The sequence below is a fragment of the Aminobacter aganoensis genome (assembly GCF_014206975.1).
Lineage (GTDB): Bacteria > Pseudomonadota > Alphaproteobacteria > Rhizobiales > Rhizobiaceae > Aminobacter > Aminobacter aganoensis.
On sequence record NZ_JACHOU010000004.1, the window covers coordinates 66,668 to 80,731 of the forward strand.

15 protein-coding genes are annotated in these 14,064 nt (G+C 66.8%); 5 read left to right on the forward strand and 10 right to left on the reverse strand.

The window, feature by feature from the left end; all coding sequences use genetic code 11:
* Positions 1–96: 96 nt before the first annotated feature.
* Genes GGR00_RS11130 through GGR00_RS11150 form a run of 5 tightly spaced genes read left to right on the forward strand, consistent with a single transcriptional unit; the run spans position 97 to position 4,088 of the window.
* A complete protein-coding gene (locus GGR00_RS11130; protein ID WP_055971705.1) occupies positions 97–1,098 on the forward strand; it encodes an ABC transporter permease in 1,002 nt (333 codons plus the stop codon).
* Positions 1,098–2,000: an ABC transporter permease gene (locus GGR00_RS11135; protein ID WP_184699479.1), complete on the forward strand. Its 903-nt coding sequence runs from the start codon at positions 1,098–1,100 to the stop codon at positions 1,998–2,000. The genes GGR00_RS11130 and GGR00_RS11135 overlap by 1 nt, the downstream gene beginning before the upstream one ends.
* The gene (locus GGR00_RS11140; protein ID WP_055971325.1) at positions 1,997–2,827 is read left to right on the forward strand and encodes an ABC transporter ATP-binding protein; all 831 of its coding nucleotides are present in this window, start codon (positions 1,997–1,999) and stop codon (positions 2,825–2,827) included. The genes GGR00_RS11135 and GGR00_RS11140 overlap by 4 nt, the downstream gene beginning before the upstream one ends.
* Positions 2,824–3,567, forward strand: a complete 744-nt coding sequence (locus GGR00_RS11145) for an ABC transporter ATP-binding protein (RefSeq protein ID WP_055971319.1) — start codon at positions 2,824–2,826, stop codon at positions 3,565–3,567. The genes GGR00_RS11140 and GGR00_RS11145 overlap by 4 nt, the downstream gene beginning before the upstream one ends.
* Positions 3,568–3,581: 14 nt before the next feature.
* A complete protein-coding gene (locus tag GGR00_RS11150; protein WP_055971317.1) occupies positions 3,582–4,088 on the forward strand; it encodes a hypothetical protein in 507 nt (168 codons plus the stop codon).
* An 88-nt stretch (positions 4,089–4,176) separates the two neighbouring features.
* Here the strand turns inward: GGR00_RS11150 and GGR00_RS11155 are convergent, their stop codons facing one another.
* The 10 genes from GGR00_RS11155 to nadA form a co-directional block, all read right to left on the reverse strand.
* Positions 4,177–4,938 (reverse strand): hypothetical protein, encoded by a 762-nt coding sequence (locus GGR00_RS11155; protein ID WP_184699480.1) that lies wholly within the window; start codon positions 4,936–4,938, stop codon positions 4,177–4,179.
* A gap of 165 nt (positions 4,939–5,103) precedes the next feature.
* A complete protein-coding gene (gene panD, locus GGR00_RS11160) occupies positions 5,104–5,556 on the reverse strand; it encodes an aspartate 1-decarboxylase (protein ID WP_184699481.1) in 453 nt (150 codons plus the stop codon).
* A 28-nt stretch (positions 5,557–5,584) separates the two neighbouring features.
* Positions 5,585–6,568 (reverse strand): beta-ketoacyl-ACP synthase III, encoded by a 984-nt coding sequence (locus GGR00_RS11165; protein ID WP_184699482.1) that lies wholly within the window; start codon positions 6,566–6,568, stop codon positions 5,585–5,587.
* Positions 6,565–7,830: an adenosylmethionine--8-amino-7-oxononanoate transaminase gene (locus GGR00_RS11170; RefSeq protein WP_184699483.1), complete on the reverse strand. Its 1,266-nt coding sequence runs from the start codon at positions 7,828–7,830 to the stop codon at positions 6,565–6,567. The genes GGR00_RS11165 and GGR00_RS11170 overlap by 4 nt, the downstream gene beginning before the upstream one ends.
* Positions 7,827–8,480, reverse strand: a complete 654-nt coding sequence (gene bioD, locus GGR00_RS11175) for a dethiobiotin synthase (RefSeq protein WP_184699484.1) — start codon at positions 8,478–8,480, stop codon at positions 7,827–7,829. The genes GGR00_RS11170 and bioD overlap by 4 nt, the downstream gene beginning before the upstream one ends.
* Positions 8,477–9,613, reverse strand: coding sequence for an aminotransferase class I/II-fold pyridoxal phosphate-dependent enzyme (locus GGR00_RS11180; RefSeq protein WP_184699485.1), 1,137 nt, complete (start codon positions 9,611–9,613; stop codon positions 8,477–8,479). The genes bioD and GGR00_RS11180 overlap by 4 nt, the downstream gene beginning before the upstream one ends.
* Positions 9,610–10,608, reverse strand: coding sequence for a biotin synthase BioB (bioB, locus tag GGR00_RS11185; protein WP_184699486.1), 999 nt, complete (start codon positions 10,606–10,608; stop codon positions 9,610–9,612). Before bioB ends, GGR00_RS11180 begins: the two co-directional genes overlap by 4 nt.
* Before the next feature lie 60 nt (positions 10,609–10,668).
* Positions 10,669–11,520 carry a carboxylating nicotinate-nucleotide diphosphorylase gene (gene nadC / locus GGR00_RS11190; protein ID WP_184699487.1) on the reverse strand — a complete coding sequence of 284 codons (852 nt, stop codon included), beginning with the start codon at positions 11,518–11,520 and terminating at the stop codon, positions 10,669–10,671.
* Positions 11,521–11,523: 3 nt separating this feature from the next.
* Positions 11,524–13,059 (reverse strand): L-aspartate oxidase, encoded by a 1,536-nt coding sequence (locus GGR00_RS11195; protein ID WP_184699488.1) that lies wholly within the window; start codon positions 13,057–13,059, stop codon positions 11,524–11,526.
* Complete coding sequence (gene nadA / locus GGR00_RS11200) at positions 13,056–14,030, reverse strand: quinolinate synthase NadA (RefSeq protein ID WP_184699489.1); 975 nt, start codon at positions 14,028–14,030, stop codon at positions 13,056–13,058. The genes GGR00_RS11195 and nadA overlap by 4 nt, the downstream gene beginning before the upstream one ends.
* Between the last annotated feature and the right edge of the window lie 34 nt (positions 14,031–14,064).

Consider the following 14,064-nt stretch of genomic DNA (forward strand, 5'->3'; position numbering starts at 1 on the left):
AGACACCGCGTGGCATCAGAAACCGACTCCGCCGCTCAGGCGCTTCCAACAGGGTCCGGCGGCTCGCCGCGCAATGCGCGGCAAGCCTGGAAAACGCTGAAGGGGGTACTGGGCGTCCTTGCCGCCGTTGCCTTCACCTTCCTCGGCCTCCTCGCCATCACGTTCTTCATTGGCCGCGTCGTGCCGATCGATCCGGTGCTCGCCGTCGTCGGTGACCGCGCGCCCCGCGCCGTCTATGAGGCCGCCCGCATCGAGATGGGGCTCGACAAGCCGCTGATCGTCCAGTTCTTCAACTATGTCGGCAATGTCCTGACCGGCGACCTCGGCATGTCGGTGTCGACCGGCAAGCCGGTGGCCGAGGACTTGGCCCGCGTCTTCCCGGCGACCCTCGAAATGGCCACGCTCGGCATCATCATCGGCGTGCTGATGGGCGTGCCGATGGGTGTTTATGCCGCGAGCCGCCAGGGCAGCCTGCTCGACCAGGTCATCCGCGTCGTCGGCCTGCTCGGCTATTCGGTGCCCGCCTTCTGGCTCGGCCTCGTCGGCCTCGCGCTGTTCTACGCCAAGCTGCAATGGGTCGGCGGCCCCGGCCGGCTCGACATCTTCTATGACGGCATGGTCGACCCGGTAACGGGCCTGATCCTCATCGACAGCCTGATCGCCGGCGAAACCGACATCTTCTTCAATGCGCTCTCGCATATCGCCCTGCCGGCAGCAGTACTCGGCTTCTTCAGCCTGGCCTACATCGCCCGCATGACACGGTCCTTCATGCTCGACCAACTGGCGCAGGAATATGTCACCACCGCCCGCGTCAAGGGCGTCTCGGAGCGGCTGGTGCTGTGGCGCCATGCCTTCCGGCCGATCCTCGTGCCGCTCATCACCGTCATCGGCCTGTCCTATGCCGGCCTTCTCGAAGGCTCGGTGATGATCGAGACCGTCTTCTCCTGGCCCGGCATCGGCAATTACCTGACCACCGCGCTGCTCAATGCCGACATGAACGCCGTGCTCGGCTCGACGCTTGTCATCGGCGCGGTCTTCATCGGCATAAACAAGATTTCGGACGTGCTCTACCGCGTCCTCGACCCGAGGGCACGCTGATGATCACCCGCGACTGGCTTCTCGACGATTCCCCGACCTCGCGCCTCCAGGCGCGTCTCGGCCGCAGCTACCGCCTTGCGCGCTCCCTGATGCGCAATCCCCTGGCCATGGTCGGCGCGATCATCGTGCTGACGCTCATCCTGGTGGCGTTGTTCGCGCCCTGGATCGCCACCCATTCGCCGGTCGGCCAGGACCTGGCCATGCGGCTCAAGCCGCCGAGCTGGGACAACTGGATGGGCACCGACGAGCTCGGCCGCGACATCTGGAGCCGCGTCGTCTATGGCGCGCGCATCACGCTGATGATCGTGGCGGTGGTGGCCGTCCTTGCCGCTCCCGTCGGCCTCGTCATCGGTGCTGTCGCTGGCTATTTCGGCGGCTGGACCGATCGCATCCTGATGGGCATCACCGACATCTTCCTGTCGATGCCGAAGCTCATCCTGGCCCTGGCCTTCGTCGCGGCCCTCGGGCCCGGCATCCAGAACGCCATCATCGCCATCGCCATTGCCACCTGGCCGGGCTACGCCCGCATCGCCAGGGCGGAGACGCTGACCATACGCAACTCGGAGTTCGTTGCGGCAGTGGAATTGCAAGGTGCCTCGTCGTTCCGCGTCATCGTCAATCACATCCTGCCGCTCTGTACGTCGTCGATGATCATCCGCGTCACGCTCGACATGGCCGGCATCATCCTCACCGCCGCCGGCCTCGGCTTCATCGGCCTCGGCGCCCAGCCGCCGCTGCCCGAATGGGGCGCGATGATTTCGCGCGGCCGTTCCTTCATCCTCGACCAGTGGTGGGTCGCGACCATGCCCGGCTTTGCCATCGTCATCGTCAGCCTCGGCTTCTGCTTCCTCGGAGACGGCCTGCGCGATGTCCTCGACCCCAAGCATGGAGACCGCCAATGAGCGCCTTGCTTGAAATCGAGAACCTGCGCGTCACCTTTCCGACGGCGCGCGGCCCGATAGACGTGGTCAAGGGCCTGTCGCTGACGCTCGGCCGCGAGCGCCTTGGCATCGTCGGCGAAAGCGGCTCTGGCAAGTCGATGACTGGCCGCTCGATCCTGCGGCTGATCCGTGCCCCCGGCAAGGTCACCGCCGACAGGCTGCGCTTCGACGGCGTCGACCTGCTCGCCCAGTCGGAGCGGCAGATGCGCGCCATCCGCGGCGCCCGCATCTCCATGGTCATGCAGGACCCGAAGTTCTCGCTCAACCCGGTCATGACTATCGGCGACCAGATCGCCGAGGCGTTGCTGACCCACCAGAAGCTCGGCCGCGCCGACATCAGAGGCCGCACGCTCGCCATGCTGGAGGCCGTGCGCATCAACGACCCCGAGCGCGTGCTCGGCCTCTACCCGCACGAGGTCTCCGGCGGCATGGGCCAGCGCGTCATGATCGCCATGATGCTGATCCCCGAGCCGGACCTGCTCATCGCCGACGAGCCGACCTCGGCGCTCGACGTCTCGGTCCAGGCGCAGGTGCTCGAGATCATCGACGACCTCGTCAAGCGCAAGGGTATGGGCCTGATCCTGATCAGCCATGACCTCGAATTGGTCTCCAGCTACTGCGACCGCATCCTGGTGATGCGCAGCGGCGAGGTGGTCGAGGCGTGCGATGCCGGCGAGCTCAAGAACGCCAGGCATCCCTATACGCGCGGCCTGCTGGCTTCGATCCCGCGCATCGACGAAAGCCGCGACGAGCTTCCCGTCCTCGAACGTACTGGGGCCTCGACATGAACGCGCTGGCGATCGACAACCTCGACATCTCCTATGGCGACTCGAAGGTCACCCACGGCATCGGCTTCAACGTTGCCGAGGGCGAGAGCTTCGCTCTGGTCGGCGAAAGCGGTTCGGGCAAGACGACCGTGCTCAAGGCCATCGCCGGCATGGCGAAGAGCTGGACCGGCTCTATTTCGGTGTTTGGCGAGCAACGCACGCATGGCATCGACCGCGGCTTTGCCCGCCAGTGCCAGATGGTGTTCCAGGACCCCTACGGCTCGCTCCATCCGCGCAAGACGGTGGATGCGACGCTGAGCGAGCCGATGGCCATCCATGGCATGGGCGACAGCGGTGCGCGTGTCGACGAGGTCATGCAGTCGGTCGGCCTCGACCGCCGCTTCCGCTTCCGCTTCCCGCACCAGCTCTCGGGCGGCCAGCGCCAGCGTGTCGCCATCGCCCGCGCCCTGATCCTCAAGCCCAGGCTGTTGCTGCTCGACGAACCGACGTCGGCGCTCGACGTGTCGGTACAGGCCGAGATCCTCAACCTGCTCAAGCGCCTGCGCCGCGAGCAGGGGCTGACCTATCTGATGGTCACCCACAATCTTCCTGTCGTTTCGTTCCTGTGCGACCGCCTTGCCGTCATGCGTCATGGCCGGGTGGTCGAGATCGCTGATGTCGGCCAGCTCAAGCGCGGCGAGATGCAGGATCCCTATTCGCGCGAACTGACCAGGTTCAGCGCTGCTCATCCCCAGACTTGAAATAGAGGTACGTCATGACAGAGACCAATTTCGCCGAGGCGCTGGCCGCCTTCGATGCCGCCATTGCGACCACGACTGACGTCGAGGGCGTGTGGAAGGCGCTCCAGGCGCTGGCCGATGTGCTCGTCGGCGCCAAGCTGTTCACGGTGATGAAGCTTGACTGGGCCACCGAGGTCTCGGCCCGCACCTACACCAGTCACCCGGACGCCTATCCGGTGTCGGGCACCAAGCCGATCAACCGCACCCACTGGTTCGACACCATCCACGTCAAGCGCCAGCCCTTCGTCGCCAATACCATTAAGGACATTGCCGACGTGTTCCCCGACCACGAGACGATCTGGTCGCTCGGCTGCGGTTCGGTGCTCAACTGGCCGGTCTTCGTCGGCGACATCATGCTCGGCACCGTCAACATGCTGCATGACGAGCATTACTACACGCCTGCGCGCGTCGAGGCCGCCAGCCGCCTGTCGCTCGCCGCCAAGGCTGCTTTCCTCGCCGTCGAGCACCTCGAGCGCCGCTAGGACCTTGTGAGCGTGGCCAGTCGCCGCGCGCTTGACTCGTCTGCCGGCGCTCTTGTGCCGGCAGACCCATTTCCCCGATCGGGCCTCCCTAGGACCCTGCAAGGATTTCGGCGAGCGGGCTGCCGGGCGGCGGGTCGAACGTCGGCGTAATCGAGTTGTTGTAGAGGTGGATCGCGTAGGTCCTTGGCGTCGTGACGTCCCTGACCGACAGCCCAGCGTCGAAGAGCAGGTCGGTCATCGCCTGATGGACAGGATAGAAGGCGTCCATCGGGAGCGCCTTGTCTGCTAGGCCGTATTTCTTGATGAGAAAAGTGAGCAATTGGGGGCCAGTCGTCCCCCAGCGCGTCCGCCTGATATCACGCCCAAGCCCGACTTTCTCGAGTCGCTTGTAAACCGCCGTCTTGCCTGGCGACCACCATGGCGCGATGAAATGCCGGCCGGAGGTGCATTGGACGAGGCTCTTGACGAGATCGCTGTCGGCCGGTGCCTTCAGGACGGCATTGTTGACGACGTTGTTGCTCTCCCACCCGAAAAGCCAGTCTTGCTCAGGAAACGGTCGGACGCAGTAGACATCGCAGTCGGCGTAGATGCCGAGCCCTGCCTGAAGCAGCCTGTAGCGGTAGATGTTTGCGGTCAGCGCCAGGCTCTTCTCGTGCCTGTAGGTCACGATCTCGCTTCGTGACAGCAGCTGCGAGGCATCGAACATCTCGACGCCATCGGGCGTGTCCTTGGGCGTTTCGAACGCGTGCAGCACCGTGCGATGCCCATGCCGCCGAAACGAGCGGATGCAGGCGGCGTGCAATGGACCGAGCTTGTCGCCGATCCACACGAAATTGACGGTTTCGCCCATGGTGCCTTGCCGGTCGGGTGAAGTTGACAGGAATGCTTTCAGGGTGTGCGAGTTGTTTCGATCGTCGCCCGCACATGCCTCTGGTTGCAATCTTTGCGGGAAATTCAGCGGCACGGCAACAGCACAGGAACGTCTCGCCCTGGGCTATGCCTCTGGAGCGTCGGCCTAGTGGCTGCTCACCAGCGCAGGGATGGCAAGCCGCGCGCTCGTCTCGTCCAGGATCGAGAAGGCGTAGCGGCCGAACTGGTCGCGCTCGACCGAATAGGTCAGCCGGTCGGCGATGCGGTTGTCCTTGTCGAAGGTCAGCACGCGCGGCTTGAGCGTGGTGATCTCGTTCTCGTTCACATAGACGGAGTTGCAGATGATGATCTGGTCTCCGGCCTGGCAGGTACGGGCGGCGGCCCCATTGAGGATGCAGCAGCGCGAGCCGCGCTCGCCGAGGATCACATAGGTCGAAATCCGCGCGCCGGAATTCTTGTTCCAGATCTCGACGAACTCCATCGGCAGGATGCCGGCTTCCTCGCAATGGTCGGGGTCGAGCGTGATCGAGCCGTGATAGTTGAGGTTGGCTTCGGTGATGTGGATGCCGTGCAGCTTGCCGGCGACGATCTTGCGCATTCTTCCTCCTGATAGGCCAGCGTCGTTCTCACATTCCCAGCACCAGCGCACCGCCGGTCAGGCCGGCGCCGGCTGCCGCCAGCAGTAGCGTTTCGCCGCGCTGGAACGGCTGGGCCCGGTGCGCCAGCGACAGCGACAGCGGGATCGTCGCGGCGGACGAATTGCCGTATTCGGCGATGGTCTTGACGATCCTGTCGTCATCGATGCCGAGCGACTTGCCGACGGCGTTGAAGATGCGGGCGTTGGCCTGGTGTGGCACGAAGCGGCTGACCGCTGCTGTGTCCAGCCCAGCGGCAGCGAGCGCCTCCGTCGAGCAACGGCTCATCATGTCGACCGCCTTGGCGAACACTGCGCGTCCGTCGGCGATGGTCATGCGCGTTTCGGCGATGTCGAGCTCGTCGGAAAATGGCCGGTTGCTGCCGCCGGCGGGGATCTGGATCAGGCCGTAGCCGCCGCCGTCGGCAGCGACCGAGGCGCCCTGGATGCCGTGGCCGGGATCGTCCGAAGGCGCAAGCACCACGGCGCCGGCGGCATCGGCGAACAGCACCGCACTCGCCCGCTCGGCCCGATTGATGCGGCGGCTCAGGATGTTGGCGGCGATGACTACGGCCGGCTTGTTGTGCAGGCGCACGAAACCGTCGGCGAAGGTCATGGCATAGATGAAGCCCGCACAGGCGCCGGCAAGGTCGACCCCGCCGGCATGGGCGAGGCCGAGCCGGTGCGCCACCAGCGGCGCGCTCGGCGGCAGCAGGTGGTCGGGTGTCGAGGTGGCGAGCAGCAGCAGGCCGATGTCCGCGCGCGCGATGCCGGCCTGTTCGAGCGCCATGTCGCCGGCCTTGACGGCAAGCTCCGACAACGTGTCCCGGGGCCCGGCCCAGAAGCGCGCACGAATGCCCGTGCGGCCCTCGATCCAGCCCGCATCGAGCCCGAGGCTCGCCTCGATCTCGGCGTTCTCGACCCTGCGGCCCGGCACGTGGTGGCCGAAGCCGGCGATGCGCGCGGTGCGGCTCATCCGGCACCACCGGCAAGTTCGGCTGCCTCGTCGACGGCATCGTAGAGCCGGTCCAGTTCAGCCGAGGTCACGCAATAGGGCGGCAGCACGTAGATGACGTTGCCCAGTGGCCTGATCAGCAACCCGCGTTCGAGGAAGAAGGCGCGTAGCTTCGGCCCGACCTCGGCGAGATAGCCGCCCTTGCCGACGACGAGGTCGAGCGCGGCGATGGTGCCGGTCGTGCGCACGTTCTCGAAGCGCGGATCGGCGCCGAACCGCGCGACCTTTTCGGCCTGCATCCGCGACAGTGCCGCCACCCGCTCGGCCACCGGCTCGTCGCGCCAGATCGCGACATTGGCGAGGGCTGCGGCACAGGCGATGGGATTTGCCGTGTAGGAGCTCGAATGGAAGAAGGTCTTCGCCCGGTCCGTCGAAAAATGCGCCCGGAAGACCGCGTCGGTCGCAAGCGTTGCTGCGAGCGGCACCGAGCCGCCGGTCAGCCCCTTGGAGGTGCACAGGATGTCCGGCGAAATGCCTGCCTGCTCGCAGGCGAACATGGTGCCGGTGCGGCCCCAGCCGGTCATCACCTCGTCGGCGATCAGCAGCGTGCCGGATTTTTCGGCGATGCGCTTGAGCTCGGCCAGCACCCGGGCCGGGTACATCAGCATGCCGCCGGCACCGAGCACCAGCGGTTCGACGATCAGGGCAGCGGCCTTGCCGTCACGGATCAGCGCCTCGAAACGGTCCAGCGTTTCCTGCTCGCGTCCGGCCACGGGGAAGGGGATGGTATCGACCTCGAACAGCAGCGGGTCGTAGGCGGCGTTGAACACGCCGCGTTCGCCGACGCTCATCGTGCCGATCGTGTCGCCATGGTAGCTGTGCTCCATGACCACGATGCGCGAGCGCGGAGCACCGTTGTTGCGATGGAAGCCGAGCGCCATCTTCAGCGCCACCTCGACGCTGGTCGAGCCGCTGTCTGAGTAAAACACCCAGTCGAGCCCGGCAGGCGCCATCTCCACCAGTGCCGCGGCCAGCTGTTCCGCGGGTTCGTGGGTCAGGCCGGCGAAGATCACCTGGTCGAGCGTTTCGGTGGCGGTGCGGATCGCCTCTATGATCTTGGGCGCGCGGTGTCCATGGGTGACGACCCACCACGACGAGATCGCGTCAAGGATGCGCTTGCCGTCGGACGTCTCGACATAGGCGCCCTCGGTGCGCGCGATCGTCGGCGGCACCGGTTCGGTGGCGTGCTGGGTGAAAGGATGCCAGACGGCGGAACGGCTCATGGCTTTGCCTCGAAGAACTGGGCCTCCAGGAAATCGGCGGCATTGAAATTCGCCTGCATCGCCTTGGCCAGCGTCTGCGGCGTCAGCGCGTCGAGCCTGGGCAGGCGTCCGAGCACGCGCACCTTGCCCATCTCGGCGATGGTACGCTGGGTGTCCGCCATCTCGTCGCCGATGAAGGTTACGCCGAGCAGCGGGATGGCGCGGCTGCGCAACGCCTCGATGGAGAGCAGCGTGTGATTGATCGTGCCGAGCCCGGTGCGGGCGCAGAGCACCACGGGGATAGCCCAGCGCGCGAAGACGTCGATGTAGAGCGTGTGCCGGTTGACCGGCACCATCAGCCCGCCTGCGCCTTCGACGACCAGCGGCCGCTCGGTTGGGGGCAGGGCGAGTTTGTCGGCATCGATCTCGACCCCGTCCAGTTCAGCGGCGCGATGCGGCGACAATGGCGCGTTCAGGCGCCAGGCCTCCGGCAGCACCCGATCCTGGGGCAGGCCGGACAGGCGCGCGACGATCTCGCTGTCGGTCTCCTCTTCGATGCCCGACTGCACCGGCTTCCAGTAGACACCGTCGAGAAGGGCCGTCAGGCCCGCCGCGAACACGGTCTTGCCGATGCCGGTGTCCGTGCCTGTCACGATGATCGCCTGGCTCATCGGTCCCATTCCTCGGCGAGAGAGTCGAACAGCGCCGAAACGTCGTCCTCCCCGACATTGAGCGTCAGCGAGACCCGGAGCCGTGCCGTGCCTTCCGGTACGGTCGGCGGGCGGATGCCGCGCACGTCGAAACCGCGCGCCTGCAGGGCTTCCGCGAGTTGCATCGTCTTCGCATTGTCGCCGATGACGATGGGCAGGATCTGCGAGCCGCTTGGCTGGAAGCCAAGTGCCTGTGCCCGCTTTCCTGCAAGCGTCACAAGCCCGGCCAGTCGCTCGCGGCGTGCGGGTTCGTCGGCCAGGATGTCGAGCGCTGCCATGGCCGCCACCGCCATCAGCGGCGAGGGCGCCGTGGCGTAGATGAACGGCCGGCTGCGGTTAACGATATAGTCGGCAAGCACGGCTGGTGCGGTGACGATCGCGCCCGAGCCGCCCAGCGCCTTGCCGCAGGTGTGCAGCACCACGACATTGTCGCGGCCTTCGAGATGGTGCGCCAGCCCGCGCCCCTCGGGGCCGTAGACGCCGGTGGCATGCGCCTCGTCGATGAACAGGAAGGCCTCGTGCCGGTCGGCCACGGCGGCGAGTTCGTCCAGCGGAGCGCGGTCGCCATCCATGGAATAGAGGCTTTCGGCGACGATCCATGCACGCCCGGTGCCACCACCCTCGCGCCACGCCTTGATCGCATCGTCCACCGCATCGGCGTCGTTATGCCTTGCCTCCGCCACCTCGGCACGCCCGGCGCGGGCGCCTTCATGGGCGCTGGCGTGGATCAGCTCGTCGAGCACGATCAGGTCGCCCTTCTGCGGCAGGGTCGTCAGCACGGCGAAATTGGCGACATAGCCGCCGCCGAAAAACAGCGCCCGTTCCGTGCCGAAGAAGCGCGCCGACTTCGCTTCCAGCGCCTCGTGTTCGGGGTCGTTGCCGCGCAGCAGCCGCGAACCGGTAGCGCCGACGGGCGTGCCATTGGCAAGCGCCACGGCCACCGCATCGGCCAGGCGCTTCGACCCGGCCAGCCCGAGATAATCGTTGGAGGCGAAATCGAGCCCGGCGCGGCCGCTCAGCGAGCGCAGCCGGCTCTTGCGGGCCAGCCCGCGCAGGCTGGCCTCGTAGCGGTCGAGCAAAGCTCGTCCGCTCACTGCGCGTCGCGCTCCATCGGCTGGATGCCGAGACGGCGGAACAGCGCTGTGTCCTTGTCTTCGCCGGGGTTCTCGGCGGTCAATAGCGTGTCGCCGACGAAGATCGAGTTGGCGCCGGCGAAGAAGCACAGCGCCTGCATTTCGTCGCTCATCGCCGTGCGGCCGGCCGATAGGCGCACATGCGACTTGGGCATCATGATGCGGGCCAGTGCGATGGTGCGGACGAATTCGATCGGCTCGATCGGATCGGCCTCGCCCAGCGGGGTGCCTTCGATCGGGATCAGCATGTTGATCGGCACCGAGTCGGGATGCTCTGGCAGGTTTGCCAGCGTCATCAGCATGTCGACGCGGTCGGTCTTTTCCTCGCCCATGCCGACGATACCGCCGCAGCAGACCTTGATGCCGCTGTCGCGGACATTGGCCAGCGTGTCGAGTCGGTCGGCGAAGGTGCGCGTGGTGATGATCTCGTTGTAGTAGCGCTCGGAGGTGTCGATGTTGTGGTTGTAATAGTCGAGTCCGGCCTCCTTCAGCCGCTGTGCCTGGCCGAGATCGAGCATGCCGAGCGTCATGCAGGTCTCCATGCCGAGGTCCTTGACGCCCTCTATCATGGCGACCACCGCGTCCATGTCGCGTTCCTTGGGGCTGCGCCAGGCAGCGCCCATGCAATAACGCGTTGCACCGGCGTCCTTCGCCTTCTTCGCCTCGGCCAGAACGCGCTGCACTTCCATCAGCTTCGAGGCCTTGAGGCCTGATTCATGGCGCGACGACTGGCTGCAATAGCCGCAATCCTCGGGGCAGCCGCCGGTCTTGATCGACAGCAGGCGCGAGAGCTGGACACGATTGGGATCGAAATTCTGGCGGTGGACTGTCTGTGCCCGAAACAGCAGGTCGTTGAAGGGCAGGTCGTAGATCGCCTGGGCTTCCGCCCGGGCCCACTGCGGCTGCGCCCCGCTGATCTCGGTTGCGGCTGCATTCAGGTGCAAGTCGGCGTTCATACGCTCTCCATTGCCAAGAGTTGTCTGTGCCATCCCGCCGCGGCGGGACCATTGCCTCGGTCAGGCGACCGTGTCCAGTCCAATATCGAGGATCGGCGCACTGTGCGTCAGCCAGCCGACCGAAATCAGGTCGACGCCGCTGGCCGCGATGTCCCGCGCCGTCGCCGGGCTGACCCGGCCCGATGCCTCGGTAATCGCCCGCCCGCCGACCATTTCGACGGCCCTGGCAAGCGTTTCCGGCGTCATGTTGTCGAGCAGGACGGCATCGACGCCGAGGGCCAGCACCTCATCCAACTGTTCGAGCGTGTCGACTTCGACCTCGATCTTTACCAGATGCCCGACATTGGCCTTGGCCCGCTCGATGGCGGCCTTCACGCCTCCGGCGATCGCGATGTGGTTGTCCTTGATCAGCACGGCGTCGTCGAGTCCGAAGCGGTGGTTGGAGCCGCCGCCGGCGCGCACCGCATATTTTTCCAGCGCGCGCAGGCCGGGCGTGGTCTTCCGCGTGCAGACGATGCTTGCCTTGTGACCGCGCACCGCCTCGACGATGCCGGCGGTGGCCGTGGCGACGCCGCTGAGATGGCAGAGGAAATTGAGCGCCACGCGTTCGGCGGTCAGCAGGCCACGCGCCGGGCCGCTGAGCGTGGCAATCGCATCGCCTGCCGCGAGCCTGCTGCCATCAGGCCTTGCGACCTTCATCTCGATGGCGGGGTCGATCAGCCGAAAGGCAAGCGCCGCCAGGTCCAGCCCGGCAACCACGCCAGGCTGGCGCGCCGCGAGCACGACGGTCGCCCGATGGTCGGCGGGCACGACGGCGTCGGTGGTGATGTCGCCGGCGCGGCCGAGGTCTTCCAGCAGTGCTGCCCGAACCAGCGGCTCGAGCATGACCTGGGGCAGGGGCGAAAGGGTCATCGTTCAGGCGCTCCGGGCAAGCGGCGTGGCGTCGAGTGCTGCAGCGGTGTCCAGCGCCTCGACCAGGGTGATTTTCGAGCGCCGTGCGACGGTCGCGCGGAGCGGGAAGTCTGCCCGGCTGTGCGCGCCGCGGCTTTCTTCGCGCCGAAGGGCGGCGACAACCATCATCAGCGCCACCGCCGCCGGGTCGGAGGCCGGACTGGCTCCCCTGGCAAGGGGCAGCAGCGTCGATGCCGCTTCGCGCAGGCTTTCGCCGTCGCGCGTTACGCCCAGTGCCGGCGAGGTTATGCTGCGAACCAGCACGGGATCGGGCCGCATGGGCACTGAAGGCATGGCGATGGTCTTCCGTCCCATGCCGGGCGAGGCAGTGACGCTTCTGGCCGCCCAGCCGGCCATCACCACCGCCTCGGTCAGCGAATTGCTGGCAAGCCGGTTGGCGCCGTGCAGGCCGGTCGAGGCGACTTCGCCGCAGGCCCACAGGCCGGCCACCGAACTGCGGCCGTCGGAGCCCACGGCGATGCCGCCCATATGGTAATGCGCCGCCGGCCGCACCGGGATCGGATCGAGCGCCGGGTCGATTCCGGCGTCGCGGCAATAGCCGGCTATGGCGGGGAAGCGGTTAGCAAAGCCTGCACCCAGGCAGGCTCGTGCGTCGAGAAACACGCGGTGCCCCCGCGCCAGGTGGCGGTGGACCCCTCGCGCCACGGCGTCGCGCGTGCCGAGTTCCGCGCCCGGCAGGTCGGCAAGGAAACGTCGCCCGGTCTCGTCGATCAGTACGGCGCCTTCGCCGCGCACAGCCTCGCTGATCAGCCGCATTGGCCGCTGCGCACCGTCGAGTGCCGTCGGATGGAATTGCACGAATTCGAGATCGGCGAGTTCGGCGTCCGCGCGCGCGGCAAGCGCCAGCCCCTGGCCGAAGCAGCCGAGCGGGTTGGTGGTGTCATGGAACAGGCCGCCGACACCGCCGGTGGCGAGCACCACGCGGCCGGTCGCAAACGACAGCTCACCCGATGCTCCTGCGGCGAGCACGCCGGTGATCGCGCCGTCCTCGACCAGCAGGCGCCGGGCTTCGAGGCCCTCGACGATGGTGATTGACGCAGTCCGCCTGACGGCCGCGACGAGCGCCCGCATCAATTCGCTTCCGGTTGCCGCACCGGCTGCATGCACGATGCGCCGGCGGCTATGGGCGGCCTCCAGCCCAAGCTGCGGGGCGCCATCCCTTGCCCGGTCGAAAGCGACTCCGAAATGTTCCAGCCTCTCGATTGCCGCGGGCGCTGCCTCGATGATGCGCCTCGCCACGGCCTCGTCGCAAAGCCCGTCGCCTGCCGCCAGCGTGTCGGCCAGATGCAGGGCAGGGCTGTCGTCGCCGCCGATGCTGGCGGCAAGCCCGCCCTGCGCCAGCGCGCTCGACGCTTCGCAGCCGAGCGGTGCCGCCGACAACAGCACGACCGGCTCCGGTGCCATCTCCAGCGCCGTCATCAGCCCGGCCAGGCCGCCGCCGATGATGACGGGACAGCCTGAAGGCGCGCTGAGGCTCATACGGCGAGCATCCGCTCGACCGCCAGGCGGGCACGCGCGGCAACGGCGGGATCGATGGTCACGGCATGTTCGTTGCGTTCCAGTGCGGAACGGATGTTACCGAGCGTGATCCGCTTCATGTGCGGGCAGAGATTGCACGGCCGGATGAACTCGACGTCGGGATGCTCGACGGCGACGTTGTCGCTCATCGAGCATTCCGTCACCAGGACGACGCGCGACGGCTTCTTGGTCCCGACATAGTCCGACATGGCTGCGGTCGAGCCGGCGAAGTCGGCCTCGGCAACGACCTCCGGCGGGCATTCGGGATGTGCCAGCACGGTGACGCCGGGATGGGCGGCACGCATCTCGCGGATGTCTTCGGGCGTGAAGCGCTCATGCACTTCGCAATGGCCTTTCCAGGCGATGATCTCAACATCGGTCTGCTTGGCGATGTTCTGCGCCAGATATTCGTCCGGCAGCATCAGCACGCGCGGCACGCCGAGGGATTCGACCACGGCCTTGGCATTGCCCGATGTGCAGCAGATGTCCGATTCAGCCTTCACCGCAGCCGACGTGTTGACGTAGGTCACGACCGGTACGCCGGGGTAGCGCTGGCGCAGCAGGCGGATGTCGTGGGGCGTGATCGAATCGGCCAGCGAGCAGCCGGCGCGCATGTCGGGGATCAGCACCGTCTTGGCGGGGTTCAGCAGCTTCGCCGTCTCGGCCATGAAATGCACGCCGGCGAGCACGATCACGTCGGCCTCGACCTCCATCGCCTTGCGGGCGAGCGCCAGGCTGTCGCCGACGATGTCGGCCACGCAGTGGAAGATTTCCGGCGTCTGGTAGTTGTGCGCCAGGATGACGGCGTTGCGCTCGCGCTTGAGCTTGAGGATGGCGTCGATGTCGTCGGAAAACACCGGCCATTCAATGGCGGGAATGACGCGCTGGACGCGGTCATAGAGCGAGGCGGCGGAAGGGGTCATGCCAGACATCGTCATCCTTATTATGCTCTAGTTGAGTATAATA

Excerpts from the sequence above, each read along its gene's own strand:
- GGR00_RS11150 (WP_055971317.1), top strand. The coding sequence starts at position 3,582 with ATGACAGAGACCAATTTCGCCGAGGCGCTGGCCGCCTTCGATGCCGCC.
- bioB (WP_184699486.1), bottom strand. The coding sequence starts at position 10,608 with ATGAACGCCGACTTGCACCTGAATGCAGCCGCAACCGAGATCAGCGGG.
- nadC (WP_184699487.1), bottom strand. The coding sequence starts at position 11,520 with ATGACCCTTTCGCCCCTGCCCCAGGTCATGCTCGAGCCGCTGGTTCGG.
- GGR00_RS11165 (WP_184699482.1), bottom strand. The coding sequence starts at position 6,568 with ATGAGCCGCACCGCGCGCATCGCCGGCTTCGGCCACCACGTGCCGGGC.
- GGR00_RS11145 (WP_055971319.1), top strand. The coding sequence starts at position 2,824 with ATGAACGCGCTGGCGATCGACAACCTCGACATCTCCTATGGCGACTCG.
- bioD (WP_184699484.1), bottom strand. The coding sequence starts at position 8,480 with ATGAGCCAGGCGATCATCGTGACAGGCACGGACACCGGCATCGGCAAG.
- GGR00_RS11155 (WP_184699480.1), bottom strand. The coding sequence starts at position 4,938 with ATGGGCGAAACCGTCAATTTCGTGTGGATCGGCGACAAGCTCGGTCCA.
- GGR00_RS11140 (WP_055971325.1), top strand. The coding sequence starts at position 1,997 with ATGAGCGCCTTGCTTGAAATCGAGAACCTGCGCGTCACCTTTCCGACG.
- panD (WP_184699481.1), bottom strand. The coding sequence starts at position 5,556 with ATGCGCAAGATCGTCGCCGGCAAGCTGCACGGCATCCACATCACCGAA.
- nadA (WP_184699489.1), bottom strand. The coding sequence starts at position 14,030 with ATGTCTGGCATGACCCCTTCCGCCGCCTCGCTCTATGACCGCGTCCAG.
- GGR00_RS11195 (WP_184699488.1), bottom strand. The coding sequence starts at position 13,059 with ATGAGCCTCAGCGCGCCTTCAGGCTGTCCCGTCATCATCGGCGGCGGC.
- GGR00_RS11170 (WP_184699483.1), bottom strand. The coding sequence starts at position 7,830 with ATGAGCCGTTCCGCCGTCTGGCATCCTTTCACCCAGCACGCCACCGAA.
- GGR00_RS11135 (WP_184699479.1), top strand. The coding sequence starts at position 1,098 with ATGATCACCCGCGACTGGCTTCTCGACGATTCCCCGACCTCGCGCCTC.